General features: G+C 68.7%; 22 protein-coding genes and 6 pseudogenes. 15 read left to right on the top strand and 13 right to left on the bottom strand.

All coding sequences use genetic code 11. The annotated features are described in order from the left end of the window. Positions 1 to 115: 115 nt before the first annotated feature. The 4 genes and pseudogenes from ACIGWZ_RS04400 to ACIGWZ_RS04415 form a co-directional block, all read left to right on the top strand. The gene (locus ACIGWZ_RS04400) at positions 116 to 1090 is read left to right on the top strand and encodes a sensor domain-containing protein (RefSeq protein ID WP_400060654.1); all 975 of its coding nucleotides are present in this window, start codon (positions 116 to 118) and stop codon (positions 1088 to 1090) included. After that, positions 1087 to 2859, top strand: a complete 1773-nt coding sequence (locus ACIGWZ_RS04405; RefSeq protein ID WP_400060656.1) for a DNA/RNA non-specific endonuclease — start codon at positions 1087 to 1089, stop codon at positions 2857 to 2859. Before ACIGWZ_RS04400 ends, ACIGWZ_RS04405 begins: the two co-directional genes overlap by 4 nt. 45 nt (positions 2860 to 2904) lie before the next feature. Further along, positions 2905 to 3948: a hypothetical protein gene (locus ACIGWZ_RS04410; RefSeq protein ID WP_400060658.1), complete on the top strand. Its 1044-nt coding sequence runs from the start codon at positions 2905 to 2907 to the stop codon at positions 3946 to 3948. A 45-nt stretch (positions 3949 to 3993) separates the two neighbouring features. Beyond that, a pseudogene (locus ACIGWZ_RS04415) lies at positions 3994 to 4182 on the top strand (ATP-binding protein); the annotation flags it as partial. 9 nt (positions 4183 to 4191) lie between these two features. On the opposite strand, the pseudogene ACIGWZ_RS04420 reads toward ACIGWZ_RS04415, so the two are convergent. The 4 genes and pseudogenes from ACIGWZ_RS04420 to ACIGWZ_RS04435 form a co-directional block, all read right to left on the bottom strand. Further along, positions 4192 to 4506 (bottom strand): annotated as a pseudogene (locus ACIGWZ_RS04420) (transposase); the annotation flags it as partial. A gap of 95 nt (positions 4507 to 4601) precedes the next feature. Further along, positions 4602 to 5078, bottom strand: coding sequence for a DUF6924 domain-containing protein (locus ACIGWZ_RS04425; RefSeq protein WP_400060660.1), 477 nt, complete (start codon positions 5076 to 5078; stop codon positions 4602 to 4604). A gap of 332 nt (positions 5079 to 5410) precedes the next feature. Further along, positions 5411 to 5629, bottom strand: coding sequence for a TerD family protein (locus tag ACIGWZ_RS04430; protein ID WP_400060818.1), 219 nt, complete (start codon positions 5627 to 5629; stop codon positions 5411 to 5413). A gap of 9 nt (positions 5630 to 5638) precedes the next feature. After that, positions 5639 to 6103 (bottom strand): protein kilB, encoded by a 465-nt coding sequence (locus ACIGWZ_RS04435; RefSeq protein ID WP_400060662.1) that lies wholly within the window; start codon positions 6101 to 6103, stop codon positions 5639 to 5641. Between the two features lie 456 nt (positions 6104 to 6559). Here ACIGWZ_RS04435 and ACIGWZ_RS04440 point away from each other — a divergent pair, with 456 nt between their 5' ends. Both ACIGWZ_RS04440 and ACIGWZ_RS04445 read left to right on the top strand, forming a co-directional pair. Then, positions 6560 to 7462 (top strand): LysR family transcriptional regulator, encoded by a 903-nt coding sequence (locus ACIGWZ_RS04440; protein WP_400060664.1) that lies wholly within the window; start codon positions 6560 to 6562, stop codon positions 7460 to 7462. Between the two features lie 67 nt (positions 7463 to 7529). Continuing rightward, positions 7530 to 8750, top strand: a complete 1221-nt coding sequence (locus tag ACIGWZ_RS04445; protein ID WP_400060666.1) for an MFS transporter — start codon at positions 7530 to 7532, stop codon at positions 8748 to 8750. Between the two features lie 583 nt (positions 8751 to 9333). Here the strand turns inward: ACIGWZ_RS04445 and ACIGWZ_RS04450 are convergent. Continuing rightward, on the bottom strand, positions 9334 to 9687 hold the full coding sequence (locus tag ACIGWZ_RS04450) for a hypothetical protein (protein WP_400060668.1): 354 nt from the start codon (positions 9685 to 9687) through the stop codon (positions 9334 to 9336). Positions 9688 to 10902: 1215 nt separating this feature from the next. Between ACIGWZ_RS04450 and ACIGWZ_RS04455 the strand changes: the two genes are divergently transcribed. Further along, positions 10903 to 12735 carry a hypothetical protein gene (locus ACIGWZ_RS04455; RefSeq protein ID WP_400060670.1) on the top strand — a complete coding sequence of 611 codons (1833 nt, stop codon included), beginning with the start codon at positions 10903 to 10905 and terminating at the stop codon, positions 12733 to 12735. A 1304-nt stretch (positions 12736 to 14039) separates the two neighbouring features. Here ACIGWZ_RS04455 and ACIGWZ_RS04460 read toward each other — a convergent pair. Together ACIGWZ_RS04460 and ACIGWZ_RS04465 are read right to left on the bottom strand one after the other, a co-directional pair. Continuing rightward, entirely contained in the window at positions 14040 to 14966 is a 927-nt protein-coding gene (locus ACIGWZ_RS04460; RefSeq protein WP_400060671.1) for an NmrA family NAD(P)-binding protein, read from the bottom strand. Further along, positions 14963 to 15784 (bottom strand): polysaccharide deacetylase family protein, encoded by an 822-nt coding sequence (locus ACIGWZ_RS04465; protein WP_400060673.1) that lies wholly within the window; start codon positions 15782 to 15784, stop codon positions 14963 to 14965. Before ACIGWZ_RS04465 ends, ACIGWZ_RS04460 begins: the two co-directional genes overlap by 4 nt. An 88-nt stretch (positions 15785 to 15872) precedes the next feature. Between ACIGWZ_RS04465 and ACIGWZ_RS04470 the strand changes: the two genes are divergently transcribed. The 5 genes and pseudogenes from ACIGWZ_RS04470 (at position 15873) to ACIGWZ_RS04490 (ending at position 18965) form a co-directional block, all read left to right on the top strand. Then, a complete protein-coding gene (locus tag ACIGWZ_RS04470) occupies positions 15873 to 16223 on the top strand; it encodes a winged helix-turn-helix transcriptional regulator (protein WP_400060676.1) in 351 nt (116 codons plus the stop codon). A gap of 579 nt (positions 16224 to 16802) precedes the next feature. After that, positions 16803 to 16853 (top strand): annotated as a pseudogene (locus ACIGWZ_RS04475) (hypothetical protein); the annotation flags it as partial. A gap of 49 nt (positions 16854 to 16902) precedes the next feature. Continuing rightward, positions 16903 to 17370 carry an HD domain-containing protein gene (locus ACIGWZ_RS04480; RefSeq protein WP_400060678.1) on the top strand — a complete coding sequence of 156 codons (468 nt, stop codon included), beginning with the start codon at positions 16903 to 16905 and terminating at the stop codon, positions 17368 to 17370. A gap of 180 nt (positions 17371 to 17550) precedes the next feature. Next, complete coding sequence (locus ACIGWZ_RS04485; RefSeq protein ID WP_400060819.1) at positions 17551 to 17949, top strand: PadR family transcriptional regulator; 399 nt, start codon at positions 17551 to 17553, stop codon at positions 17947 to 17949. Next, positions 17946 to 18965 (top strand): hypothetical protein, encoded by a 1020-nt coding sequence (locus tag ACIGWZ_RS04490; protein ID WP_400060680.1) that lies wholly within the window; start codon positions 17946 to 17948, stop codon positions 18963 to 18965. Before ACIGWZ_RS04485 ends, ACIGWZ_RS04490 begins: the two co-directional genes overlap by 4 nt. Positions 18966 to 19124: 159 nt before the next feature. Here the strand turns inward: ACIGWZ_RS04490 and ACIGWZ_RS04495 are convergent. Beyond that, a pseudogene (locus tag ACIGWZ_RS04495) lies at positions 19125 to 19652 on the bottom strand (FGGY-family carbohydrate kinase); the annotation flags it as partial. A gap of 19 nt (positions 19653 to 19671) precedes the next feature. Further along, a complete protein-coding gene (locus ACIGWZ_RS04500) occupies positions 19672 to 19830 on the bottom strand; it encodes a hypothetical protein (protein ID WP_400060681.1) in 159 nt (52 codons plus the stop codon). 476 nt (positions 19831 to 20306) lie between these two features. Between ACIGWZ_RS04500 and ACIGWZ_RS04505 the strand changes: the two genes are divergently transcribed. Further along, positions 20307 to 20600: a hypothetical protein gene (locus ACIGWZ_RS04505; protein WP_400060683.1), complete on the top strand. Its 294-nt coding sequence runs from the start codon at positions 20307 to 20309 to the stop codon at positions 20598 to 20600. Positions 20601 to 20971: 371 nt separating this feature from the next. Beyond that, complete coding sequence (locus ACIGWZ_RS04510) at positions 20972 to 21397, top strand: hypothetical protein (RefSeq protein ID WP_400060685.1); 426 nt, start codon at positions 20972 to 20974, stop codon at positions 21395 to 21397. 9 nt (positions 21398 to 21406) lie between these two features. Here ACIGWZ_RS04510 and ACIGWZ_RS04515 read toward each other — a convergent pair. From ACIGWZ_RS04515 to ACIGWZ_RS04530, 4 genes and pseudogenes are all read right to left on the bottom strand, one after another. Then, positions 21407 to 21921: pseudogene (locus ACIGWZ_RS04515) on the bottom strand (transposase); the annotation flags it as partial. 19 nt (positions 21922 to 21940) lie between these two features. Beyond that, positions 21941 to 22747 carry a hypothetical protein gene (locus ACIGWZ_RS04520; RefSeq protein ID WP_400060687.1) on the bottom strand — a complete coding sequence of 269 codons (807 nt, stop codon included), beginning with the start codon at positions 22745 to 22747 and terminating at the stop codon, positions 21941 to 21943. 24 nt (positions 22748 to 22771) lie between these two features. Continuing rightward, a pseudogene (locus ACIGWZ_RS04525) lies at positions 22772 to 23770 on the bottom strand (IS701 family transposase); the annotation flags it as partial. A 265-nt stretch (positions 23771 to 24035) separates the two neighbouring features. Beyond that, entirely contained in the window at positions 24036 to 25403 is a 1368-nt protein-coding gene (locus tag ACIGWZ_RS04530; RefSeq protein ID WP_400060688.1) for an alpha/beta hydrolase family protein, read from the bottom strand. 141 nt (positions 25404 to 25544) lie between these two features. Between ACIGWZ_RS04530 and ACIGWZ_RS04535 the strand changes: the two genes are divergently transcribed. Beyond that, positions 25545 to 26411, top strand: a complete 867-nt coding sequence (locus ACIGWZ_RS04535; protein ID WP_400060690.1) for a GNAT family N-acetyltransferase — start codon at positions 25545 to 25547, stop codon at positions 26409 to 26411. Positions 26412 to 26423: the final 12 nt, after the last annotated feature.

The following is a 26423-nucleotide window of genomic DNA, read 5'->3' on the forward strand; positions in this document are numbered from 1 at the left end:
TTGACGGTTTTGACGAATGCTCAGGATGTCCTCAAATCGAACGGGTGGGACTTGCTCTTGTGCACCGAATGAGTGACTCTACGTGCAACTTCTCGTACAGTGCGCGATCTGAGTCATGGGGGAGATCAGGGTGGCTGACGAATCCGACTTCATCATCCAGCCGGCCAAGGGTCCGGGCACCGGTGGGCCGGTCGGCGGGCCGCCGCCCGCAGCTGGTGTGCCACCGCGTCCGGTCGGGCCACCGCCAGGCGTTGCCGGGCCCGGGGCCGGTTCCGGAGCATCGGGGCCGGGCGGGCTGCTTCGGACGCTGCAGCCGAAGCGCCGGGCGCCGGGATCCGGTACGGCCTTCCTGCCTCAGCAAGCGGGTACGCAGCCGCGGCCGGATGCTTCACGGGGTGAAGGCAGGCGCGGCCTCACCGGGCTGCTCCGCCACTGGCCGCTGCTCGTTGCTGCGGTCGTGCCCTGCCTGATTTTGGCCGGCATCGGATGGTGGCTATGGCCGGAGCAGCCGCCCGTCGGGCCGCCGCACATCGCAGCGGGCACCGTCCAAGCGGACCTCCTCAGCCCTGACAGCGTCAGCCGGGTGGCAGGGACGACGCTGGTCGCCGGCGCCCAGTCGGACCGGCCCGGCGCCGCGCTCAAGGTGTCGCCGTCGGCGTGCGCCGTCGCGGCGGGTCCGACGACCCAGTCGGTATACGGGGATGGCTGGAACGCGTTCCTGTCGGCTACCTATCGGGACTCCGCTGCCACCGGCTCCTACACCGTGAACCAGGTGATCGGCGTGTACCCGGACAGCAAGGAAGCCGGCGCCGCCTTCTCGACCCTCACCAAGGGCCTGTCCAAGTGCCCGTCCTCGACGCGTACCGACCAGGCCGGCCGTACCTCGAAGTGGACATACAAGGCGAACCCCGCCACGGAGGTCGCCGTGGCGTGGACGGCGGCGCAGGACGCCGCCGCGAACTGGTCCTGCGCCCACCAGGCCCGAGTGAACGGCACGAGCCTCATCCAGGTCTCGGTGTGCCAGGCCGGTGACGGCCAGGCGACCGCCTCGAAGCTCACCGACAACCTCGCCAAGAAGGTGAGCCGATGACCGCGAACCCGCTCAAGCCTCCTACTCGCCGCCGAGGCATACTGCGGCGCTTCCTCTTGCTGGTGCTGGTGGCGCTCCTGCCGGTCGTCGGCACAGCAGCCCCGGCCACCGCAGCCATGGCGCCGACGGGCACCGTCGCACCACTCGTTCCCTCCGGAAACGTCTCGGCCGCTTCGGCGACTCTCGTGCGGGAAGTCGAGGAATTCAACCGTCGCGAGGCGGAGTTCGCGGTGCAGGCGAAGGCGGTGGTCGCCGAGGCGGAGCGGCTCACCAAGAAGGCCGCGGCCCTGCGCGCCGCCACGTCGAGGCTCAACTCCAAAAGCACTTCCGTGAACCAGAAGGCTGGCAACTTCAACTCACGTGCGGCATCCCTGAATGCGAGGACCAGGGCCCACAACAGCAAGCCGCACACCTTCCGGATGCCCGCGCAGGCCGCCGCGGCCGCCGCCTACGATGCCGAGGCGAGCCAGCTGAGAGCCGAGCAGGCCCAGCTGCGGAGCATGCAGAGCAGCCTGCAGAGCGAGCAGAGCCAGCTCAGGCAGGAAGAGTCCGAACTCAGCTCTCAGAAGTCCCAGCTCACCGCCGACACCTCGGCGCACGACGCGAAGGCCGCCGCACTCCGGAGCAAGGAACAGCAACTACAGGCCCTGGGGCAGCGGTTGCTCCAGGAGATGGCCCAGGCCGTGCAGAGTTTCGACGCCAATCCGCCGGACCCGGTGGCGACGATGGACCAGGGCGGCGACGCCGCCAGCCCGCCGCAGTACCGCGACCAGGCGCAGAGCCAGGAAGCCGGCCTCGCCGATAGTCCGTCCGGGCAGCCGCAGGCCTCCGCTCTGAAGGCGTACGCCCAGCGGACCGGCACCACCGTGGACATGCACCCGGGTACGGCATATCTGACGCCTGAAGCGATTCGGCAGCTCCCGGCGTCGCAGGCAGCGCAGCTCGGCAGCCCGTCCACCACGTACGACGGTCTGGTCCGCAAGCCCAACGGGCGTTACAAGGCCCTCCGGGTGCAGGCGCCGGGGGCTACCGCAAGCCCGGGACAGAAGGCCTTCGAAAGGGCTTTGACGAAAAAGGGTCGGCTCGTCGCCTACAAGCAGGAGGTGGAGCTCATCATCGACGAGCTCCAGGATGTTCCGGCACCGGGGGCCTCGGACCCCGGGCCTGGTACACCGCCGCCTCGGCGGAACGACAAGGCCGCCTGCCTCACCCAGAAGCCGGGCACGGCGAGGACCAGCGGCACCGGGTGGATCTCGAACACCAGCAAGGGCATTAAACGTCGCAACCTGACCGTGCCCAGCCGTCCCAGCACCCGGGCCGCCACCGCGGAGGCGTGCCTGACGGACCCCCTGCAGAAGGGGACCGAGCCTGGTGGCGCCAACATCGCCGGCTGGGGGGACGCTCGGAAGATGTATCCCAATGGCAACCTGGCCCGGTGCCATCTGATTGCCAACGTCCTCGGCGGACTCGGCGAAGGGAAGCCGAACTGGTCGAACCTCGTCCCGTGCTGGCAAATCGGACTGAACATCAAAGGGGTGAGCATGCGGCACTACGAGATGGCGGTCCAGTCGGCGGTGGAAGGCCTGCCCAAGAACGCCGCCGTCCATTACGTGGTGACTCCCTTCTACCGGACCGACAAGAGCACCATCCCGGAGGGTGTCACCATGAGCGCCGAGGTTCAGCTGCCCAACGGGGCCTCGTGGCCCGTCTTCAACGAGGTGAGCCTGCTGAACGTCCCCTACGACGGCGGGCCCAACCTGGGGAACTGAGCCCGGTCCGAGGCACGAGAGAGTCCGGTACCCCTGGAGTTCGGCATGACCCGTACCACCCCGCCACGGCCGGCCGACGTCGCTGCCGTCTTCCCACGGCTGCGCCCGTTGGCCCGGACGGCGACCCGGCTGCACCCGCGGCCCGGTTCGCCGTCCCGCCAGGACAGCTCGGTCGGGGGCCCGCTCCTGTGGCCTTCGGCCGAGCCGTGGCCGCACTGCGAGGGCACGCACTGGGCGCCGGATGTGCTTCCGGCGACTTCACCGGCGGATGTCAGGCTGCTGCGCGAGATCCGGTCAGCAGCCACAAGCCGGCCCCCGGAGGACCGCTTCTACACTCCAGATGAACGCGCCGTGGTGGAACGGATCAACGCCGGCCACCCGTGTCCGGCGGGTCCGGTCGCGTTGCTGCCCGTGGCCCAGCTGTACGTCCGTGAGGTGCCTGACCTGCGCCCGCCCGAAGGGGCGGACCTGCTCCAGGTGCTGTGGTGCCCGTTCGACCACCCGGGGGAGATCATGCCCAGAACCGAGCTGTTCTGGCGGTCCGCCGCCGCGATCGGCGGTGTCCTCACCACGCCGCCGGAGCCCGCCGCGATGCAGCACAGAGGCTACCTGCCGGAACCATGCCTGCTCTTCCCCGAGCAAGTCACCGAGTACCCGCTGACCGTCGAGCTGGAGCCGGACCTGTGCGAGGAGATCGAGGCATGGAGTGTCCGGCAGAAGGCGGGGGCGCTGCCGGGCAGCGCCTATGAGGGGATGGAGGAGATGTACTACGACAGGGAGTTGGCCGTCTCCCCGGGCTGGAAGGTCGGCGGCTGGGCGCCCTGGAGCTTCACCGATCCCACCACCCAGCACTGCCGTGTCTGCGACAGCCCGATGGAGCCGATGTTGACCATCGCGTCGAGGGAACACAAGACCGGCATCGCCAGCTGGACGCCCCTTGAAGACCAGGCGGCGGCCGCCTCGTCCCCGGATGCCGTCCTTCCGGATCCGACGACCCCGACCCAGGTCACCATCGGCGACGCTTACCACCAGCAGATCTACGCCTGCCCCACGTCTCCGGAGCACCCGCACACCGCCCTGGTGCAGTAGCCGTCGCCGTACGGTACCGATGGGTTGCCGCACGAGTGCGACAGCCTGGCGCTGGGCCCCGAAGGCGCGATGAAGGGCTACCGCGTCGCCGCGAAGCTGGTGAACGAACTGGTCGAGGCCGTCGATGAGAAGCAGCTCAACCAGACCATCGCCCGCGACGGCCGCGTCGATCTCCTCTGCATCGACAAACTCGGCTACATGGAACTCGGCCGCAAAGGCGCCGAACTCCACTTCCCGTGCCGGTGGCCTGCCCCCTTGGCTGCCGCGCCGCAGCCGGTGGCCCCGTAGGTCCGCCGGAACAGGAATCACTGCGCGGATGCCGCGCTTGCGCAGGTGCTCGCGGATAGCGCGTGAGGAGTACGCCTTGTCGGCCAGGACTACGTCCGGCCTGGTCCAAGGCCGCCCTCGTGGATGTGGGACACGAAGTTGGGCCATCACGTCCGGGAATGCCGGTGCGTCACCGGTCTGGCCAGCGGTGAGAACGAAGGCCAGGGGCCGGCACTGGGTATCGGATGCGAGACGGATCTTTGTGGTCAGTCCTCCACGGGACCGGCCGATGGCATGGTCGTGCGGTTCGCCGGCCGGGGCTGTTGTGGGTACGGCAACGCCCCCGCCGGCTGGGTGCCGTGCGGGAGCGTGATCCTGCGGGGTGGTCAGCCGCGGTAGGTGCCGTCGGGGTCGGCGTAGTCGGCGTAATCGCAGAAGTCGCAGTCGGCGATCTCCATGCGGCCGGCGAAGTCGACGAGTTCGGACAGGACGATACGGAAGGCCCGTCCCCGATCTTCCTGTTCTTCCGACCGGTCGATCGCCAAAACCGGGTACTCCGAGGAGGCAAGGGCGCTCTTGTCCACGACCAGGAGCATGCCGTATTCCTCGCCTGTGCCCTCGGCGGAGAGTTCCAGGAGCTGCTCGGCTGTCAGGTTGGCGTAGGCGGGATCGTCGATGACGGCGAAGGCGATGCCGTCTTCGTCATCAGGGGGGTCGTCAAGGACTTTGACGCCGGGCAGGGGGTTTTCTTCCTCATTGTCCCTGAAGTGGGAGATGAAGGTTTCCCAGGCTGCCTGGTCGGCGTAGTCGGTTCGTATGAGGGGGGTCAGTTCTTCCAGGCCGACCGGTATCGCGAGTGGCATGTCTGCGCCTTCCTCTTTCAGGGGTCTCGGACTTCATGAAGTACACGCCACTGACACGCTCAGGGCGGTTGGACGGTTTCTTTCGGATCAACGGGCGGACCAGAGGAAGATGTCCGCGATGTGGAGTGCGGCCAGGTAACAGCACGGGTGTGGCTTCCCGACCGACAGTGCAACGTCGGCCTACTCGATAACCAGAAGTCGATCACTCGGGAAGGTACGCCTTTCACGTCCAGACCGAGGCCGATCCACAGGTCATGAGCATTGCTCGCCGTCTCTCGCTGTCTCTCGTCGGCCGAGGCGTTACGGGAAGATCAGCCTTACTCTTGTCCTGATCAGTTCCGGCTCACGGTTCTCTGCCGCGCAGGAGAACGCTTCTCGTACGGCGCGTAGCCTTGACCCACGGCGCGGAAATTCCACTTCCCGCGGTAGCGATTCAGCTCGCCGGGAAGCATGGCTGACGCGGTGGCCGTCTCCTCGGAGATGTTGTAGCGAGCGATCTCCTGGCCGTCGGGAGTGGCGATGCGGGTGTAGGCGTTGCGGACACTTTGCAGCGCCCTTGGTCAGTGGTGGTTGGGGTTCAGCAGCGTGGCGGCCGCGGCGACGCAGGCCGCGGACGCTTCCTTGGTCGCATGCCGCAGGGCGTCCAGCTCGGTGCGGCCGGTGGCGTTGCGCAGCGCGTACGTGGCATCTGCGGCCTGCTGGGCGGGGCCGGCCAAGTCGGGGACCAGGACCTGGAGGCGGACGTGGGGCGCGGTGATCGCCGCCCGGGTGTCGTGGGACCTGGTCTGAGCCTCCAGCTGGTGCTCGGTGCCTGCCGCGGTCAGGGCCAGACGCTCCCGGTGGAACATCGCCGAGCGGTGCACGTCCAGAGCGGCCGCGAAGTCGGTGACGGCGCCGAGCTGGTCCTGGCGGTGGCTGTCGGCGCGCTGCTCGGCACGTGCGGTACGTACCGAGCGGTGCTGGAGGAGTCCGGCGGTCAGGGCACCAGCGAGGGTGCCGAGTACCGCAACGATCGAAGGCCACACGGGTGTCGGGGCCTCTCGGGTAGTCAGTTCGGGTGGGGCCAGTGGAGGGCGAGGCCGGCGTATTCGCGGGCATCGGCGGCGTACCGGCGGTGCTTTTCGGTGCTGTCCCGGTGTTCGTCGGCGAGGGCCGGTTCACGGCATCGGCACCGAAGTGCAGGTCATCGCCCCCTGCCCCGTCTACGGCAGGTACGGCGTGGTCGTCGGATACGGCGGCGGCGCCGAGTACCAGGTCGACATGAACGCCGTAGAGCGCAACTGCTTCGACCACGCCGAGTGCATCGCCGGATGGCACGGCATCAGCCTGCGACGTGTCGACGGCGACGATGGCCCGGACGACGTGCTGCCTACGCCGGCGGACCCGGGCGCCGGCGGCCTCCGTTGCCGGACTGTGCGACGGCCAGGTTCGAGGATGCGGTTGGGGGCAGGTCGGCGGCGAGCACGCGTTAGCGTGGCGGAATGCTGGAACGTCTGGAGATCGAGAGCTTTCTGGTGCTCGCCAAGGAACTGCACTTCGGCCGCACCGCCGAACGCGTCGGAGTGTCGCGGGCTCGCGTCAGCCAGACCATCCTGCGACTGGAACGCCGCGTCGGCGCCCCGCTGTTCGACCGCACCAGCCGCCGGGTCCGCCTCACCCCGCTCGGGCGACGCCTCTACGAGGACGTGGCGGCCGGGCACCAGCGCATACAGCAGGGCCTGGCCCGCGCCCAGGCCGAGGCGAAGGGCGTGGAGGGGGTGCTGCCGGTCGGCTATCTCGGCAGCGCGGCGGGCGAGTTCGTGATGGACGTGACCGCGGTCCTCACCCGCCGCCACCCCGGCACGGACGTACAGATCCACGAAACGCAGATCAAAGACATGTTCGGACCGCTGCGCGGCGGCCAAGTCGACGTCCTGGTAACGCAGTTCCCGGTGGCGGAGCCCGATCTGGTGCGCGGCCCCGTGGTGCTCCGCGTGCCGCGCATGCTGGCCGTGCCCGCCCGGCACCCCCTCGCGCGGCAGGACAGTGTGTCCCTCGACGACCTCGCCCGTGACCACGTGTTCGCCTGCCTGGGCGACGTACCGGACTACTGGCAGGAGCACCTTGCACCCACCCGCACCCCGGCCGGGCACCCGGTCCGGCGCGGCCGGGGTGCGGCCACGCTCCAGGAGACGCTCGCCATGGTCGGCGCGGGTCAGGGAATCTCCCCCGTCGGCGCCGACGTCGCCCGCACCTTCACACCGCGCGGCGTCGTCTACCGGCCCTTCCGGGATGCCGAGCCACTGGAGTACGGCCTGGTCTGGCGCATGTCCGGGGCGACGGCCCGGGTGCGGGCCTTCACCGCAGCGGCCACGGAGCTCGCGCCCACGCCCTCTGATCGGTAAGCAGGGCTTACCGATCGGTTCCCAGACAGGAGCTGATCCCGGCCCCCGCGGCGGCGAGCCTTGAGCCATGACTCACGATCTTTCCGCCCCGCCGACCTCAGAGTCGGCGGCACCCCTCACCAGGACGTCCGCTCACCGCGGAGCCGCCACCGCGCTCTTTGCCCTCGCCCTCGGCGCCTTCGCCGTCGGCACGACGGAGGTCGTCATCGCCGGGCTGCTGCCGGGGATCGCCGACGACCTCGCCGTCTCGCTGCCCACGGCAGGACTCCTCGTCTCCGGCTACGCGTTCGGCATGGTGGTCGGCGCCCCGCTCCTGACCGTTCTGGGTACGCGGGTACCGCGCAAGCGCCTGCTCCTGTGGCTCGTCGCCCTGTTCGTAGCGGCGAGTCTGCTCAGCGCCCTCGCCCCCGGGTACGGGGTGCTCCTGGCCGGACGAGTGCTGTCCGCGCTCGCGGGCGGCGCCTACGTCGGCATCGCCGCGGTGGTGGCCGCCGGCATCGTCACCCCGGAGCGCAAGGCCACCACGATCGCCATGGTGTTCATGGGCCTGAGCCTGGCCAACGTTCTCGGCGTACCCGGCGGTACGGCCCTGGGCCAGGCCCTCGGCTGGCGGGCCACGGTCTGGGCGGTGACGGCGCTCGGCGTGCTGCTCTTCGTGGCGCTCGCATTCCTGGTGCCACAGGTGGCGCTAGCTCAACGGAACGGCTTGCGCGGAGAGTTGACGGTCTTCCGTCGCGGTGAGGTGTGGCGGGCGCTCGCCGCGACGGCCTTCGGCTGGGCACCGTTCCTGACCGTCCTCACGTACATCTCCCCACTGCTCACCGAGGTCACCGGCTTCGCCGAGCGCACGGTCCCACTCCTCCTCGTCCTCATCGGCGTCGGCATGGTGATCGGCACCCCGCTGGCGGGCCGCCTCGCCGACCGGGCGCTGCTTCCGACGTTGTACGGGTCCCTGGCCGCGGTCGCTGCCATGTCGCTGCTGCTGCTCGCGGCCGTACACAGCAAACCCGCCGCCATCGTCGGATTCCTGCTCTTCGGCCTGGTCGGAGCGGCCGTCATCCCGCCGCTGCAAACCCGGGTCCTGGCCACAGCGCACGGCGCCGACCAGCTTGCCTCGGCCGCGAACATCTCGGCCTTCAACATCGGCAACGCGGGCGGCCCGCTGCTCGCCGGAGCCGCCCTGTCCACCGGTGCCGACTACACGGCGTCGCTGTGGATCGCCGCGGCCCTGGGCGCGGTGGGCCTGACACTCGCCGCCGCGCGCCGTCCCGGGACACCCCGCGCTTAGCCCGGTCCGCCGTTTGAGACTTCTCACCACGCCGGCCTCCGAGATGGCCGAGCTGAAGTTCCCGCTTCCGACACCCCCAGATGCACGGACCCGGCCCGAGGGCACCCTGGTCGTCGGCTACGGCACGCCTAGTCGAGGGGGTCGGAAGTCATCGCCATGACCGCGCGGCGAGGTGCGGCGATGATGTCGGCCGGAGCCGCGTCCACGGGAGGTCAGTCGGCCGTGGGGGCTTGGGGAAGTCAGTTCCCCAAGCCCCCAATCTCGGCAAGGAGAATTTGGCCGATGACGCGTTGACACCCAACCCCGTCGGCCCAGATCAGCGCGCTGAAGACGACTATCTTCACCGTTAAAGGACATCACCTGTCCCGTCTCACGCAATCGAGTCGTTTTCCCAACGAACCGAGTCGTTCGGGCGTCTGTCTCAGCGAACCTCGGGCTGGCGCCGGAGTTTCGCCAGGTCAGGCTGTTCTGCCAGGGCGTGCCCTGAAGGGACGGCACCGTCCTGGTCGTGGGCCCTGACCGGCGTCGGTTGGGTGCTCACCACCACCGTGGTCGCGGGTCTGACCAGCGTTCTCCGACGCGACTAGGCGAAATCGATGGCGGCCAACGCGGGGCCGGCGAACGCCAGCGCGTACTGCAGCCTGACGGCTCCGCGCCGCGCTGTGTGGCTCACCACGGCGCTGGGCAGGCAAAGCGCCAAGAGTCCCACGGCTGCGGACAGACCCATCGACCACTGTGCCGCGCCCAGCAAAGGCCCGCTTGCCCCGTCTCCACTGTGTGCCTGATTGAGGACGATGATGAGGAACGCCCCGTAGGCAAAGGCGAGCAGCAGGAGGCCGATGCCGGCGAACACGCGCACTGCCGGTGTGGACGGCGCGAACGGGTCGGTCGTCGCCGCAGTGGGGGCGGCGGTGGAATTCGGGTCGGGTGTGGTCATGATCGCCATCGTGGCCCACGCGCGCCGCCGGAGCATCGGGGCGAATACTCATGAGCAGAGAGAACATGTACTCAAAAGTCGCCGGCGGCTTGACCCTCCAAAGCCAGGTGCATGATGACCGGCACATCCCACGACCCCGGGGTAACCCGTGGACCGCCAGAAGTACGCGTCCGCCGACCAGGCCACCCGAGACGGCAAGCGAACCGGACCCGTTCGCTTGAGACAGCGGCCAGGTCGGTTGAGAAGGCAAGTGCTGTCCTTCGACAGCGAAGTTAGTCGTGTGCAGCCCGTTGAGCTGGGCCGACTAGGTTGAATGTCAACGAGTCTGCTCGTGCTGACGCTGTTCGGGGTCTCTTGGTGTGACGCTCAACCGCGAGACGTGGGTAACTGGTGTGCGGGGTGGAGTGGCAGAGGTGGAGACCCGTCCGGTCTTTCCAGCTCACGTGACGCGGCGGCCCGGCCTTACAAGCCTGTTTCGGGCGCACGGAGACGCACCCGCCTGGTCCCGGCACTGGTGGGGCTTGCCCGGGCTGTTACGAGAGGAACCGCTCCGGGTGGAATTCCGCGAGCATCTCGTCTCGCTGCCCGTGGGCGTCCTGCAGGGCGGCTGCGCGCCGCGCCCGGCCGTGCGACCCGCTCTCGTACCCCGGCAGGCCGCCGCCACATCGCTCCCCTTCCCCCTTCCTTCCACAGGGCCCCGATTAAGGACAATGTCCCCTCGGCTTTTCGGTGTTCGGCCCGACGCGGTGTATCGCCAGGCAGTGGCGCCTTCCCGGGACGATCCGGGGCCGTGGCGCCGGGCCGCCAGGTCGAGTGCGTGTGCGAGCTTTACGGTCCGTTCGTACTGGTCAGCAGCCTGAGGGCCGGACGGGACGTGGAGTGTGGGGGGGGAGGGCCGGATATCGATGAGGTCCTGAACCGCGTGAGCTCGATCTTCCGTCTCCTGTGATTGACCGGCCGGCGATTGCTCGTTCGACGGTCCGTGCACCACTCGCTCGACAGCGGCGGGGGCGAGCTCGGTCCCGATCCGCTGCCGGTACGGCAGCACGGTGCCACCACGGGGAGTTGGTGGCTTCGGCAGGTCCCCCCCCGCGCCGACGGGCGTGGGGGCCGACGGGAGAGGCTTGATCGTTGAGTAGAGGCAACCGTGCGCAGACCCTGGGGACCCTGCGGACCACGAGGAAGCGATTACGGTCGCGGCGGTGGAGCACCGCCGTGCTCGCCGTCCTGAGCGCGGTGGCGGCCTTGCTGACCGTTCCGTTGACCGCTGCGCCTGCGCACGCGGTGAACCTGGACGGCAGTTCGCCGTTTGCCACGTACAACATGCACGACTCGAACAACGGTTCGAGGTGGACTTCGGAGATCAACCGGCTGGTCGCGAACAACCCGGTGGTGATGCTGCAGGAGGCCGGCAGCGGGCCACCTCAGCCGGCGGACGACCACCGGACCAGTTACCGGCCGATGCGGCTCTCGCCGAACCGGACCCCCCAGCCCAGTTCCTACACGCTCTCGACCTGGCCGGGCGGCCCGAGCGGCACCAACCGCTACGTGTACTTCTTGCAGACCGACCCCCGCAGGATCGGCGAAACGAATGAGGACACGTGGGACGGCGGCCAGATGAACCTGGCGACGGTCACCGATACCCAGGCCACTGAGGTCCGCGTCCTGGAGAACAACTACTACGACCCGAACCCGAATGCCCCGAACAACCGCTACCGGGCCCGCCCGTTGCTCGGTCTGCGGTTCGGGAACACCTGGTACTGGAACACGCACGCCCGCGGCGAGGATGTGACCGGAGACGACAACAGGCCCGGACTGCTCGACCAGGTCCGCACCTTCATGGCCAGGAGCGACCAGCGCGGCCGGAACTGGGTCCTGGCCGGCGACTACAACGTGAACATCCTCAACCGCAACAACGCCGAGGCCCGCCAGTCGCTGCATCTGCGCGCCGGCGAGAGCCTGCTGCGCACGGGTCAGCCGACGTTCATCAACGGCGACCGCCCGAGCGAGCTGGACTACGCGGTCACCAGCGGCCTGCCCGGCACCTTCACCGCGAGCCGCGACAACGGGGCCGGATCCGACCATGTGCCCGTGCTCTTCGCGCACACCCCATCGCCGGTCGCGCCCACCGGCCCGTCACACGTCTACGCCACCAGGCTGGCCGCACCCAACGGCAACCAGCTGCAGGAGAACCCGGACCGCTCGATCGGGATCGGCACCCCCAGCAATGACAGCAGCCAGACCTGGCGCATGTACACCAACGGCGGCGCCCTCACCCACTACCTGCGAAACCCTGGCACGGGAGACTGCATCGCCGCCCCGACGCGTGCCCGCCGGGATACGTCCTCCCAGGCCGTCGTCGGCGACTGTGCTGATCCGCGGGCGCAGTGGACGATCAGCCACCTCGAGGACGACCCCGCGTGGAACAACGACAACGGGGGGCCGCAGCGCTGGCAGAACGTGGCCTTCCCCGGGATGTGCCTGACCCCGTCCGACAAGCAGGTGACCGTGGCACCGTGCACGGAGGACCCAGCCCAGCGGTGGTGGGAGAACCCCGCCTCGCTGCCCAAGAACTGGCCGACGACCACCGGCAACGTACGCCTGGAATCCGCCTTCCTGGGCGGCCGCATGCTGAACGGATCCTTTCCCGGGACCGCCATCCACACCCAGCCCGCACCGCCCAAGTGGTGGTGGATCTACTGGCTGCGCCAGGAGCGCCTGGACTTCGGCTGGAACATCCAGCGCATCAGCCCGGACGACAACCTGGTGCGCTTCGAGAGCGAGTTCGGCGACAACTACTGCCTGGGTGTCCGCGACGAGCACGCTACCTCGCAGACCGACGCCATGCTGCGGACGTGTGACGACGCGCGCGGCGTCGACGCGGCCGGCCAGCGCTGGCTGGCCGAGACTTACGCGGACGGCACCGTCCGCTACCGCAACGAAGCCAACCATCTCTGTCTGCTGGCCCCCGACGCCGACCGCGGCAGCGTCAGCCTCGCCTCGTGCAACGACATCCTGGCCGAGCGCTGGAGCGTGGTGAACCCCTGAACCGATGAACCCCACCAGGCAGCCCGGGCCGACGTAGAGCCGGCCCGGGCGGCCCGGTTCCCCCGCTGTCCCGGCCCACGCGAGACCCGCCACACCTCCGCCGGCAGCACCGCCTCCAGCACCCCACCCGCTCAACGCCCCACCCGCTCAACGCCCCACCCAGCCTCGGCACGGGCCCGGTGCGTCACCTCAAACGCTTCGGCATCGCGCGGCGCACCCCGGTCGTCATTGCGGTCGTCGACGCCCACAGCCAGCCATCCGCGCAGCGCAAGAAACAATCCGGAACATGCCGACGCTCACGCGTACCGTCATGTCAGCGCCGCCAGAACGGCTGGGAGGCGGTCCCCACCTCGGCCGGACCGAGGTCCATGAGCACGAGACGGTCCCGATCCAGCCATGACCCGAAGCCGGCGTGCCGCCAAGTCGTCGACGCCCAATACCAGCCTGGGACACGGCGTTCGCCCCTCGATCAGCAAAACGACCGTGCCGAAACCGCATTCTCGAACCTGGCTGTCGCGCAGTCCAGCAGCGGACACCGCCGACGCCCACGTAAGGCATCCATGCACGACACCTCTCGACATACGGGGACGGCCCCGCCCCCCAGGCGGTACGGCCATCAACACCCCAGCGGGCTCACCCGCACGACTAGCTCCACTGTCGTAGAAGCCGAAACGGCTGGGTTCACTGTCAAACGACTCGATTGGATGACAAGGGACAAGTGCCTCAGGTCGACTGAGCCGGAGAATCTGCTGTCTGTCTCAACGAACCGAGTCCATGCGTCTCACCCAATCCAGTCCATACAGGTCAGCGGCACACGGACGACTGACTTCGCTGAGACAGGACTGTTGGTTCTTGTCTGATCTGTCGTAGCGAACGCGCTCGACCTGGGCTTTCGCCCTGGTGTCTCAGCGACTTGTCGGCGGTTCCGTCTCGTCGATCTGTCGAAATCCCCAGACAGATCGGGCATCTTGCTGGCCCGGACAGATTGGTGAGACGTCTGACCTGCGACGTCTCCGGTGTCCGACGCCTCAGCGACAGAACGCTGAGACAACGACATTTCTGATGAGACCATACAAAGATGTAGGGTCTCGCCGCGCCTGGCATGTCAATCTTGTGCAACCTGGGCTCTTCGTCGTTGTTCACGGCGATGCCGTCATGATCGGTCTCAAACTCGTGGCATCTTCCGCGGATGGACCTTGGTGGGTGTCACGGCGGGTTTGCCAGTCCCAGGCCGGCGTCGGTCCCGGTCCGGAGCGACGAGCCCTGTTCTGCGTGCCTGCGTTCGGAGTTGACGTGGTGGGTGGTCATGCCGTCCATCCGGTGTGGTGCAGCCAGTCCTTGAAGGTCATCAGGTTGGGGTGCAGACGGCGCAGGAGGTTGATGTCCCGGTCTCGGGCGTAGAGATCACGGTTGGCGAAGAACTGGAACATCGCAGCGTAGTCGTGGCTGAAGTCGGGGATGGTGGCGCGCAGTTCGTCATGCGGCATCGGGACGTAGGCGCTGGGGGTGCCCGTGACCTGAGCGAAGGCAGCGGCGATCTCGTCGCCGGTGAGGCTGTCGCCGATCACCGCGAGGTCGCGGGCGCCCCAGGACTGCCAGTTGTCGAACATGTGGCAGGCGAACCAGGCGATGTCGTCGAGGGCGACGAGCGGGTAGTGGGCGGCGCCGAGGGGGAGATTGAAGGTCAGGCCGCCCCGGCCGTCCGGTCGGGGGGTGAGTCGGTCCCGCAGGTTCTCGAAGTACGGCGCCGTGGTCAGCACCGAGACGTGGTCCGTGTACCAGCCGTCGGTCTCCGTGCGGAGCATTTCCTCCGACCGCATCAGGTCGATGTGGGCTGCGACTGCGGCTTTGCTGTCGAAGTGCGGGACGGGGTGGCCGGTCAGGGACACCGCACTGTCCAACGAGGACCAGATGAAACGCTCCACGCCGGCCCGCTCCGCGGCGGCCAGCAAGTGCAGCCCTTGCCGATACTCGCCCACGGCGCTGCCCGTCGCGAAGAAGTCGGTGTTGGCGAACACGCGGTCGGCCTGCCCGATCAGGACCTCGAGGGCCGCCGCGTCGGAACGGACCAGTCGCACGCGGTCGGGCGCGACGGCGGTGAGTTCGGTGGCGTGAGCGGACTCCGGGTGGCGGCTGGGAACAGTGATGGTGGCGTCGGTGGTGGCCAACAGGTGTTGGATCACGTGGCTGCCCATGGCTCCGGTGCCGCCGACGACGAGGACGTGGGTCATGGCGTTCTTCCCTGTGTCAGGACGTGTTCGGCCACCTGGGCGTGGGTGGCAACCCAGACGTCGCCGGACTCGCGGATGTGGTCGAGGATCTGGCCGACCATGCCCGCGAGGAGCGGTCGGCCCGCGACGTGGGCGTGGATGGTCAGGCGGAAGACGCCTGGGCCGGCCTCGGCGAGCATCTGGTGCAGTAGCTCACGGTGCAGGTCGCGGTAGGCGTACGGGCCGGCCGCAGCGTCGCGGACGTCGGAGTGGTCGCTGTGCATGAGGGAGACCAGAGGACCGTGAGCGGTGGACAGGACCTGCGGGAGGTCATGGTCGCCGTGGTCGCCGGTCCAGCGGTAGCCGGCCTCGGCGAGCAGGTCGTCCGTGTGCCTCGAACCGGTGGCGCGTGGGCTCATCCACCCCGTCGGGCGAACGCCGGTGACTTGGCCAAGAATGTCGGTGCAGCGACGGATATTGGTTCGCTCGGCATCGACATCGAGGAGCGCGGGCACCACGTCCTGGGCCCAGGAGTGTGCGGCGATCTCGTGACCCGCCTCGTGCACGGCCATGACGGTCTCGGGGTACCGCTCGGCGACCAGTCCATTGACGCCGACGGTGGCGGGCAGGTCGCCGAGGACATCGAGCAGCCGCCAGATACCGGTGGTGACGCCGTAGTCCGCCCAGGAGGTGCTGTGTGTGTCGTCGATGCCGGACAGCGGCCACGCCGCGGCCATCGGCGCGTAGGCGGGCCAGTGCCCTGGTGACCACAGCTCCAACGCGACGGTGACCAGTGCGACGACCTTCCGCCCACCCGGCCAGCCGGTTACTGCTCTCATGCGGTTCCCCTGCTCGTTGGCTTCCGCCGTGGACGCTACTGAGGCGGTAGGTACCTCCAGGTTCCTGGCAGGGGGCTACCGTCGGGGCATGCGTGAGTACTCCGGCAGCGTCTTCCTCGCCGACTGCCCGGCTCGGCTGGCGATCGAGATCATCGCCGACAAATGGGCGGTGGTCGTGCTGTTCGCGTTGAGCCGCGAACCGTGCAGGCACGGCGAGTTGGTCGGCCTGATCGGCGGAATCTCGCGGAAAGTGCTGACCCAGACGCTGCGGCGGTTGCAGGGGTACGGGCTGGTCGACCGCCACGCCGAGGCCGGGAAGGTCGAGTACGTGCTGACAGACTTGGGCCGGACGCTGGTGAAGCCGATCGCCGTGCTGACTGAGTGGGCTCACGAGCACGGCGCGGCCGTGGTGGGATTCCAAGAGTCCAAAACGGACTGAGCCTACTCGGCCTCCCCCTCACGTCCGCTACAGCCGTTCGAGGGCAGACGGTGCTGGGCTTGGGATGCGGCGATAGTCGGCGACGAGTGACCGGCTGATTGGCGCGGGGCCGGACCGGAATCACCGTCACCCCGAAAGGATGAAAGCTCCGTTCAGGGAGTCTCGGCATCGCTGCACATATGCGGCCGGGATGTAGCCGAGCTTGGGATTGTGCAGCCGAATTTGAGATCCCACAGATGTCATTTAGGTTCTCTCCGCTCACGGCACATGCTGTGGTCGGTGATCAGCGGTTCTGTCGTTGTCTCCGGTAGGGGCACATCCGTTCAGTCTCACGGACGTGGCATTTCCTCGCCGGCTAGCGACTGGGGCACCCGACCGGCCCCCACAGGACGCATGTCTGCGGGGGCCGGGCACGTTCTCATTTAGAGCACAGGCGGAGGGACTTGTGTGTATCCATGCTGCATGACAGGTGAGGGGGAGCCGTCTCATCGGCTGGGAGACCAGCTGGCGGGGGCTGCGCGGGCGGTATGGGCCAAGCATGACCGTGACGGCGGGGGCTGGCTGCCGTTGTGGCGGCACATGGAAGACAGTGCCGCGGTAGCGGGGCTGCTGTGGGACGAGTGGCTGCCCACGAGCGTGCGGAACTCGATCGCGGACGCCTTGCCCGAGGGGCTGGCGGATGAAGACGCTCCGGCAGTTCGGGCTGGATCGCAAACTGGCGCCGCACGGGCTTGCCGGCCAGGTTCTGCTGGGGGAGTGGCTGGAGGAGCGGCGGGGCTGGACCGGGAGGCAGGCGGTGCAGTTCACGGTCGTGGTGGGTGGTCATCATGGGGTTCCTCCGGATCACCATCAGCTCAAGGATCTCTACGACCATCCGGAGCTGCTGCGGACTCCGGGGGTCTCGGAGCCGGTTTGGCGGGGAGCGCAGGACGCTCTGCTGGAGGGGTGTGCCGACGCCTTCGGCGCGTTATGTGGTGTACGGGCATGCGGTTCGTCAAGCATTCCTCTATCATCCGCGGCGCCGTCGCCGTGGGCGGCGAGAAAAGGGAAGGTGGGCGCCCACCTTTCCCTCCACCTGGGAATGGGTCTCGGCGTCGCCCTCATCGTCGCCGGCGTCCTGATCATTGAGCTCGGTGCCGCCCACTGACGCGACCACTGAAGGGCGCCGCGCGAACGCCCTCCGGTACGAGGGCATGACCCAGCCGGACGCCGTGTTCCCGAAGACTCATGGTGTTCCCGAAGACTCATGACCGGGTCGGGGGTGACAGCCCTTGCATCCCCTATATATCGGAAGACAGGATATAGTGAGAGCATGACTTCCAGAGGCATGACGCAAGCGGCGTTCTTCGTCCTCACCGCGCTGGTCGACGAACCGCGACATGGTTACGGGATCGTGCAGGTGGTCGACGAGCTGTCCGAGGGGCATGTGCAGCTCCGGATCGGCACGTTGTACGGCGTGCTGGACCGACTGGCGGCCGACGGGCACATCGAGCTGGACCGCGAGGAGGTGCAACAGGGCCGACTGCGCAAGTACTACCGCCTAACCGACGCCGGTGGGGCAGCCCTGTCTGCCGAGGCGGAGCGGATGGCGGCCGGGGCACGCGCTGCGACCCAGCGGATGGCCGCCCACCGCCCCCCGGCCCCCGGGCCGGCTCACACGACAGGCGGGCCGGCTCCCGCGAGCCGCTCGGTGCGTCGTCCGGGCATCGCCGGAGGCACCGCATGACGACGACTCTGCTCGAACAGCGCTACCGCACCGCCCTGCGCCTGCTGCCCTCGTACTACCGCACTGAGCGGGAGGAGGAGATGGTGGCGACCTACCTGCACGGGATCGACGAGCAGGCTCAGGACGAGATGCACCCCGCCTTGGGCGAGGTGGCCAGCATCGCCGCCCTCGCCATCCGCACTCGGATGGGCGCCGCCGGTGCCCCGGCCCGCTACGCCACGCTCGGCGCGATGGTGCGCCTCTTCGCGCTGCTGAGTGTGTTGCTGCATGCGGCCTCCGCACTGACCGAACGGGCCCTCTTCCTCACCTGGTTCGGAGGCGCACCCGCGGTGGACCGAGAGCTGTCCCTGGATGGCTTCACGGGCCACGGCGCTCTGGCCGGGCTGTACGAGGCGGCGTTGTGGCTGCTTCCGCTGGCCTGGACGGTGGTCTACCTGGCGCTGCTGCGCGACCGCAGGCGCACCGCCTTCGTCTTCGCCGTCCTCGCGGCCCTTCCTGACCTGGCGTCAGCCCTGCAACACGCGGGCGACGGATGGGACACCGTGACGATCTCCCTCTCGCTTGCGACCGCGGTGTTCTCCTGGTTGACCGTGCTCGCTCTGTGCTGCGGCTTCCACTGCGACGCCCCGCGCGCCCTGCTTCCGCTGGCTTCACCCGGGCTGGTCCTCGTGGGTACCTGCGTCCTCATGGGCGCGTCGATGGTGGTGTGGCCCGGAGCTGCGGTCACGGGATGGGCCGACGGTTCGGCGTTCATCGCCGCGGCCGCCGTTTGGCTGATCGTCCGGCGCCGGTCACCGGAGCACGTGGCAGACCCCGCACTGCCCCTCACACTGGCCACGCTCGGCCTCGCCGTCCTCGTAGAGCGGACCCTCACCCTCGCGTTCGCGGTCCAAGCCCACGCCCCCGGCTCCCTCATCGCCGCGACCACCGTTCAGGTGGGCATCATCGCCCTCCTCACGGTTGCCCTGACCACAACTGGCACCCGTAGCCTGACCGCACGGTTCAGGACCGGCTGAACCAGGCAGCCACGACCGCCCTCGCGCCGGTCGCCGCAGCAGGCCAACGTCAGCCTCAAAGCCCGCGACTCCCACGAATGCATCGCCGCAACGCCGTCTCACGCCACGGCCGGCGACGCGATGTCCGCGACGGCAGCGCCGGGCGGCAGGGGGCGGGGGTCAGTGCTGGGCCGACTGGGCTTCGCGCAGCGCCGTCATGGCGTCGACCGTTGCGTTGAACCTGCCGCGCAGGGCTGCGTACTCGGCGGCGCTGCTCTCGTCCGGTTCGTAGCGTTCCTTGGCCACATGCGGTCGCTCGGCCTCGGCGAAATCCGACCAGATGCCCGCGCCGACGAGTGCCGTCGCCGCCGCTCCGAGAGCCGCGGCCTGCTGGTCCACCGTCGTGCGCACCAGGGGGACGCCGAGGGCATCGGCATAGATCTGATTCCAGCCCACGTGCCGGCTGCCGCCGCCCGAGATGAGGAGTTCGGAGCCGTCCGTGGCGTACTCGCCGATGATGTCGAGGCCGCGGGGATGCTCACGGCGGACCGAGCGGAGAAGTCCAAGCTGAAAGCAGATCGCTGCCGGCTGCCCGCGGACGACGGTGACGTACACGCCCGCACCGTAGACCGTTGAGGTAACAGACCGGTGGTCGGGAGAGAACTCGCCGGGCCACCGGTCTGTTGGTGTCGGTCTGGTGGGCGCTGGTCCAGCGTGTGCTGGGGTGTCAGCGTCTGCGGATGGCCGCGATGGTGATGCCGCCGATGGTGAGGGGGATGCCGAGGACGGCGGCGGCGGTGGGGGTGGCCGGCGAGGGGTGGCGCCAGGCGACGTAGCGCACGATGCCGCCGAGGATGAGCGGCAGCAGGGTGCCCCTCAGCACCATGAAGGCCGGCTGCAGCCCGCTGCCGGAACCGGGCTCGCGGCCGGTGCTGGGCTGGGTGGGGCTGTGGGGCGGTCGGTCTGCCGGACGGAGAGGCCAGCCGTCATCGACGACGCACCGGGCCAGACGCGCTGACCGGCAGCTGAAGGCTCCATGGCCCAGCGCACCCGCGAGCGGCTGCCCGCGCTGCCCGCGCTGGTGACGACGGCTGCCCTCCGGCTGAAGGGGGCCCGAGCCCGTCTCGACGCGCTCGATCCCGCACCGCTGGGCTCGACTTTCCCTGTTCGACCAAGAATGAGCGCGTGCTGGGGAAGGAGAACGCTTCTGACAGCAACACCCCATCAATTCAAGGGAATTGAGCGAACTAGCCACACTTTCTCAGGTCGATCCGCCTTGCCACCTCATCGAATGCAGGACCAGAAGATCATTTCGCGTACACTTACCGACAAGTAACCACTGTTTTCTCCCAGGGGGACCCTATGCGTCGACGTATTTCCGCTTTCGCCGTCACCGCCGCAATGGCCGGAGGTGTACTGTTCACGGCCCTGCCCGCACACGCCGCCACCACGACCACCGGCGGGCACGCCGCGGTGGCCCGGGGCGCCATTCAGGTCAACATCGGCGAGCTGCGCCAGCAGTCCGCCGACCTCAAGTCCAAGGCTGAGCGACTGGACCAGGAAGGCGAGCACGCGGCAGCCAACCGCGCCCGCGCCGAGGCCAACGCCATCGACCAGAAGATCCAGGCGTACCTCGACGCCGAGAACAACGTCTGATCGCTCAGGCACACAGTTCGCGCCCGCCTCGACACCATCGGGGCGGGCTTTGTCGTGCAGTCATCACCCGGCTGTTAATCACCGGAGTCCCCGCGGCGATGCGACGCCTTGCGATGCGCAGTACGGGACGCAGTCTGTGGATCTGCGTGCGTCGCACGGTTCAGGAGCTCGGCTACGCGCGTGCCACCGTTGAGTGCATCGCTGCCGCGGCCGGCGTCGCGAAGTCGCTGGCTGCCCGGTCCGGCGACGCCTGCTGAGTGGGCACATCCTGCGGGCCATGGCACACCAGGCACTCGACATGGGTTTCGACGCGAAGCCCTCCAGATCGCTCAGCTTGTTGTTTAACCTCATCTGCGTGAAGGGGGGTGGGGATGGAGCGGACGGTCTTCGCCTCCATCAAGTACTCGGCCAGATGTCAGGACTGCAGTGCGGAGTTGGAATGCTGGGGTGTTCAGTCCCTGGTGAATGGCTCTCTGCGCTGGGATACGGAGTCCAGGTGCCCGGCCTGCGGGTTTGCCGTGGCTGCGTGCGGTGGCGATCTGCCTGCTGAACTTCGGGACCGGCTGCTGTCCGAGCGTGGCCCAGCGCTGCTCCAGGTAGACCCCTCGGCGCGCAATGCCGTGATCATGCGCGTTCTGCGGGCGGAGCTCGGCCTTGATCTGGCCGGCGTCAGGTCCGTGCTGAACAAGGTCGTGACCGGTGCTTACTCAGGCACCATGCCCGAGATGGAGTTTCTGGCGCGCAAGCTGCGGGCGTCTGGGATCGATGCCGTCGCTGTTCAGTCGTGGGAGCTCTGACCTGGCAATTCATCCGATCCTTCGGGGCTTGGTGCCGGTCTTGTGGTGAGCGGGCCGTTGGTAGGTCTCACCGTGGCGAGGACGCGGCCGACGCCGTGGCGGGTGGCGGGGCGGCAATTCTTCGAGCCGGGCGGTCGGCCGGGGCCGGGGCGGGTTGGTTTCGGTGCACCGGCTGGCGAGCCCGTTCTCGTGCGGAGGTTCCGGAACCCCCGCCGGACGCGGGCGGGCGTGAGCTTGTGCGGGGGTGCCGGCTTCTCCCAGGGCCGCCGCGGGTCGGTGGCGAGCGTGCGGGCGAGGCGGAGCTGGGTGTGGGCGGCGATGATCAGCCAGGTCCAGCGGTCGGCGGCGGCCGAGTCGCAAAGCCTGGGCCGGGTCCAGCCGAGTGTCTGCTTGAGCATGCGGAAGGTGTGCTCGATGTCGAAGCGCCGCAAGAACGCCTGCCGGCAGCGGTCGACGTCGGCCGGGGTGGCGCCGGTGCGGGACCACCACAGCCAGACCGGCTTGTTCACCCCGCCGGACGGAAGGAACTGTCAGGCCCGAAAGTCAGTCCCACTCGGCGTCGACGTGGCCCAGAAGACGGTTCATCCCGATAGCAATCTTGTTTTCCGGATGGTGAACCGTGCGCATCTTGTCCACGTCGCAGAGGCTGGCGAAACCAATGCCGAACGTCTTCATCGCGATCGAGAGGCCGCGACTGCGGTAGGCAGCCCTGACTCCGGTCATCTCGTTGAAGACGAAGCCGGCGGCTCTCCGGTCCGATGTCGCGGCGAGCCCGCACCATGTGTCGTCGTCGAGTGCGATCACGACGCCACGCGGATCGTAGGAAGGGACCTCGATCCTGCGCTCGAGATACTCATCGAAGGTGTGGAACTCTCCGCGGCCCGGGATGTCGGCCGAGCACTCCTTGTTGAGTTCGTAGAGCGTGCGCCGGTGCCGCGGGGTGTCACCCAACTCGGCCAGCGTGGTCAGGCGGATCCCGGCTTCTCGGCACCGTTTCACGTACTTGTCGAAGCGCGCCGCGTTGAAGGTGTTCACGTCGAGTTCCAGCTTGACCCAGCGGTCTAACACGGTGGAGATCCCCTTCGTCGGTCCTGTCGGCCTGCACCGCGCGGTTGAGATGCTGATGGTCCACAAGCAGGCCCAGGCCAATCTATCCGTCGCCTGACGAGCCCCTGTCGGGGACCTGGTTGCGGACACGGACGGTGGGTTGAGGACGGAGACGAACAGGTGACGGATCTCAGGGACGGTGAGAGCGATCGTGTCGCTGCTGCGGGCGGGGTGGTGCGGATCGGCGGGCCGGCTGGGGGCCGTGTCGGCCGCTATGGCGGCCAGGAAGGCCAGGGCGAGCATGGCCAGCGTGACGTGCCGGTGTCATGAGGTCCAGTTCCTGACCTGGTAGTGGTCGAGTCCGATCTGGCCCTTGGCGGCCTAAAAGCATTCTTCGATGCCCCAGCGGACACCGGCAACGCGGACCAGCTCGGACAAGGGCACCTCGGTGGGTGACCAGCACAGGTAGAAGGCGAGTTCGCCAGTGGTGCGGTTGCGGCGAATGAGCAGGTGATGGTGGCTGGCGCTGCCGCTATGAAACCCAGGCCCAGCCGTAGTTGCGCGGGCCCTTTGCACCACTGCCGGCGCTGTGCCGGCGCCGGGCCGCTTCGGGCAGGCGGTCTGCGAGGGTGTCCGCACGGATGGGGGTGCGGCCTTGGTTGATGCGGACCCTGGCGGAGCAGGCCACAGCCAGGACGTAGCCGATGCCGGCCTCCTCCAGGTGAACGCGTAGGTGCGGGTCCTGGTCGTAAGCTTCTTCGCCGGTCACCCAGGATGCGGTGATTCCGGCGTCCAGCGCGGCGGCGATCATCTCGCTGGCCAAGCGTGGCTTGGTCGCGAACTGCACCTGGACGGGTATCCCGGCAGCATCACGGCGCTCGGGATCGGAGCACCAGGAATGCTCAGGAAGGTAGAGCCGACGGTCGATCAGCGCCCGCCCCCGCTCGGTGGCGTAGGCGAGGAACACGCCCACCTGGCTGTTTTCGATGCGTCCTGCGGTGCCGGTGTGCTGGCGCTGGACCCCCGTCGAGGTCCGGCCCTTCTTCACAAAGCCGGTCTCGTCGACGACGAGATCACCGTCATCGGCCCCGAGGTGTTCGACGACGTAGGTGCGGACGTCGTCGCGAACCGCGTCGGCGTCCCAGTGGGCATAGCGCAACAGGCGTGGCATCGGCCCCGGACGGGCGTGACCAGCCTGTTCGGCCAGCCGCCAGCAGTTCTTGCGCTCGCACCCGACAGCAACCCGAGCAGATAGGCACGGGCGGTCGCCCGAGGCTCCACCCACTCAAATCGCCCCGCGATCCGGGCCATGACGTGGTCGAACATCGCCCGCCAACGGACAGGGTCTACGCCATGGCCCGCGGCCACCGCACGATCTTCAGAAGTCCACACACAACCCCGATGATCACGCGGTGGCCGTACCCGTCCGCACCTGCGTCCGTGTGCCGAAGTTGTGGTCACCAACGAGAGCAGTCGATCTGCTGGTCTGCCAGCGGCGAGGGAGGGCGATCATCACCGGGTAGGCACACTGCTTGTCACAACCGGCTCGGGCAGCACGGCATAGTCACCGGCACCAGCTCCCACGTTCACGTCACCGCTGGCGCAACTCACCGAACCAGCGCACGATCGCCGACGTGGCCGCGACATTGGACCCCAGGTGTCGGGATCCGTGGTAGTCGACAGCGCCAAGATCAACGGCCGGGGCGTCCACGCCCTTCCTGAGCAGAGCATCCTGGCAGTGCTCCGTGTTGGCGGTGGCGGCCTGCTCGTCCCCAGTCGCCATATAGAGCCGGACCGGGGCGCGGGGGGCCCAGTCGGTGCATACGGCATCGGTTGTGCGCAGCGCCGCTGCCAGCGGTCCCGTCGGATGCGTGAGCAGCTCGCGGCCGTGTTCGGTCAGCAGCTCGTCGACAGTGCCCGGGGTACCCCGCATCAGCTGCTCCCCCGTGTGTGCGCCGTCGAAGAGCGCCTCCACGGTGCTGTCATACGGGGCTCGAAAGACCTCGCCAGGGCTGTCGTAGACGTGGTGGAGCCGGTTGAACGCCACCAAGGTGTAGGCCGCGTACAGCACACTGGACTTGGGTTCCAGCCTGCCCTCGAGCAAGGCGGGCAACTCCGTGCCACTGAAGTCGTAGGCGCCGCTGACCGGTGCCAGCGCGCCCAGCCTGAACCAGCGGTCCTCACCCGCCTGAAGAGCCCGGCCGAGCCCCAGTGCAGCCGAGGCGCCCTGCGAGAAGCCAGTGATCATGACCTTGCGCTCCAGCACATGTCCGGTGCGCGGCGCGAAGGCGCGGGCTGCCCGCAGCATGTCCAGAGATGCCGTGGTCTCGGAGCCGATGTCCATCCAGGGGTGCAAACCGGGCCCCTTGCCCAACCCCAGATAGTCGGGCGCGACACCCGCGGCACCCGCCGACGCATGCGCGATCACCGGCGCGGACACGAAGGCGCCGCGCCGCATGGACGGGGAATCGTCCTTGTGACTGCCAGTGCCGTGCGCGAAGGAGACAGCCTGCAACCGTCTCTCACTGTTGAGCGGCAGCACGAGCAGCCCGCTCGCTGTGGTGGGCCTTCCATGAGAATCGACGGTCCGGTAGACCAGCCGGTACGCAACCACGCCGTACCGAACGGTGCCGTCATCGAACCCGGCACCGCCCAGCTCGGCGGCCACGGCCTGCGGGGTCTCGAGCGTGTACAGCATCTCGGCGGAGACCAGCCGGCCCCGGCCACGCTCCTCGTGCTGCGCCTGTGCCTGCGCCTGTGCCTGCGCCTGGGCATGGGCGGCGGGCGCGGCGGCGGTGGCGACGGCCGGCCCACTCAGCATCAGGCCGCAGCAGACGGCTGCCCCTACTGCCAGGAGGCCGCCGCGGTACCGCGTTGCCCTGCGCGAGGACGGTGAGGCGGAGATGACCACAAGTTCCTCCAAACGTGACTCGTCAAAAGCCAGTTCAGCCTCACGCATACCGAACTACGACGCACTGGTGCAGGCCCCCGGGTCCTCCTGGCGCCTACCCCCGTTCGTCTTGGTCGGGCCGCTGCCGGAGCAGCGGCCGGCCCGGTTAATCGGTTGCGGACCTTCGGGACGGAGTGTCTGATCCCGGCTATGACGATTGTGCTGGGTACGCCGACTGTCGACGGGGTACGCGAGGCCATGGCCGCGCTGCGGGAGTGGCAGTACGACGAAGCGCCGATGCAGTTGCATTCCGGGGACATTGGCTGGAACTACCGGTTCGGAACGGCCGAGACGGCCGCGGTGGTCCGGACCTGGAGTCGGGACGGGCGGATTCTCGCGGTCGGGATGCTCGACTCGCCGACGCTGGTGCGGATGACGGTCGCTCCGGACGCTTTCCAGGATGAGGACTTGGCGCGGCGGCTCGTCGAGGACTTCTCGCTGCCTGAGCGCGGCGTGCTGCCGGAAGGAACGGTGTCCATCGAGGCGCCGCTGGGCCTGCTGCTCCACGACCTGCTGAGCAAGGAGGGCTGGGGCGTCGACGAGCCGTGGACGCCGCTCTTCCGCGACCTTGCCGAGCCGGTGGAGGACTCCGGCGTGCGGATCGAGTCGATCGGCCCGGAGCAGGCGCAGGACTTCGCAGACGTCCTGCGGTCGGCGTTCAACACCGCGCGGCCTACGCGCGAGTACGTGCACGCGATGTCGGCGGGACCGTTCTACGCCGACGCCCGCTGCCTGGGCGCCTATGACGATCAGGGCAGCGTGGCGGCGGTGGTGACGGTGTGGTCGGCCGGCCCGGGGAAGCCGGGGCTGGTCGAGCCGATGGGCGTCCACGAGGACCACCGTGGTCGCGGCTACGGCCGGGCGATCACCGTGGCCGGGGCAGCCGCGCTGCGGGAGATGGGCTCGTCGAGCGTACGTGTGTGCACGCCGAGTTCCAATGTCGGCGGCGTCGCCACGTACAAGGCGGCCGGGTTCGAGGTGCGGCCGGAGGTGCGGGACCGGATCCGGACGGCCTGACGCCGGGGCTGC

The organism is Streptomyces sp. NPDC053427 (assembly GCF_044544985.1).
In the GTDB taxonomy this organism is placed as follows: Bacteria; Actinomycetota; Actinomycetes; order Streptomycetales; family Streptomycetaceae; genus Streptomyces.

Bases quoted from the DNA above. Each gene is read 5' to 3' on its own strand.
- ACIGWZ_RS04400 (WP_400060654.1), top strand. From the start codon at position 116: ATGGGGGAGATCAGGGTGGCTGACGAATCCGACTTCATCATCCAGCCG.
- ACIGWZ_RS04405 (WP_400060656.1), top strand. From the start codon at position 1,087: ATGACCGCGAACCCGCTCAAGCCTCCTACTCGCCGCCGAGGCATACTG.
- ACIGWZ_RS04410 (WP_400060658.1), top strand. From the start codon at position 2,905: ATGACCCGTACCACCCCGCCACGGCCGGCCGACGTCGCTGCCGTCTTC.
- ACIGWZ_RS04425 (WP_400060660.1), bottom strand. From the start codon at position 5,078: ATGCCACTCGCGATACCGGTCGGCCTGGAAGAACTGACCCCCCTCATA.
- ACIGWZ_RS04440 (WP_400060664.1), top strand. From the start codon at position 6,560: ATGCTGGAACGTCTGGAGATCGAGAGCTTTCTGGTGCTCGCCAAGGAA.
- ACIGWZ_RS04445 (WP_400060666.1), top strand. From the start codon at position 7,530: ATGACTCACGATCTTTCCGCCCCGCCGACCTCAGAGTCGGCGGCACCC.
- ACIGWZ_RS04450 (WP_400060668.1), bottom strand. From the start codon at position 9,687: ATGACCACACCCGACCCGAATTCCACCGCCGCCCCCACTGCGGCGACG.
- ACIGWZ_RS04460 (WP_400060671.1), bottom strand. From the start codon at position 14,966: ATGACCCACGTCCTCGTCGTCGGCGGCACCGGAGCCATGGGCAGCCAC.
- ACIGWZ_RS04465 (WP_400060673.1), bottom strand. From the start codon at position 15,784: ATGAGAGCAGTAACCGGCTGGCCGGGTGGGCGGAAGGTCGTCGCACTG.
- ACIGWZ_RS04470 (WP_400060676.1), top strand. From the start codon at position 15,873: ATGCGTGAGTACTCCGGCAGCGTCTTCCTCGCCGACTGCCCGGCTCGG.
- ACIGWZ_RS04480 (WP_400060678.1), top strand. From the start codon at position 16,903: ATGAAGACGCTCCGGCAGTTCGGGCTGGATCGCAAACTGGCGCCGCAC.
- ACIGWZ_RS04485 (WP_400060819.1), top strand. From the start codon at position 17,551: ATGACGCAAGCGGCGTTCTTCGTCCTCACCGCGCTGGTCGACGAACCG.
- ACIGWZ_RS04490 (WP_400060680.1), top strand. From the start codon at position 17,946: ATGACGACGACTCTGCTCGAACAGCGCTACCGCACCGCCCTGCGCCTG.
- ACIGWZ_RS04500 (WP_400060681.1), bottom strand. From the start codon at position 19,830: ATGGTGCTGAGGGGCACCCTGCTGCCGCTCATCCTCGGCGGCATCGTG.
- ACIGWZ_RS04505 (WP_400060683.1), top strand. From the start codon at position 20,307: ATGCGTCGACGTATTTCCGCTTTCGCCGTCACCGCCGCAATGGCCGGA.
- ACIGWZ_RS04510 (WP_400060685.1), top strand. From the start codon at position 20,972: ATGGAGCGGACGGTCTTCGCCTCCATCAAGTACTCGGCCAGATGTCAG.
- ACIGWZ_RS04520 (WP_400060687.1), bottom strand. From the start codon at position 22,747: ATGCTCGCCCTGGCCTTCCTGGCCGCCATAGCGGCCGACACGGCCCCC.
- ACIGWZ_RS04530 (WP_400060688.1), bottom strand. From the start codon at position 25,403: ATGCGTGAGGCTGAACTGGCTTTTGACGAGTCACGTTTGGAGGAACTT.
- ACIGWZ_RS04535 (WP_400060690.1), top strand. From the start codon at position 25,545: ATGACGATTGTGCTGGGTACGCCGACTGTCGACGGGGTACGCGAGGCC.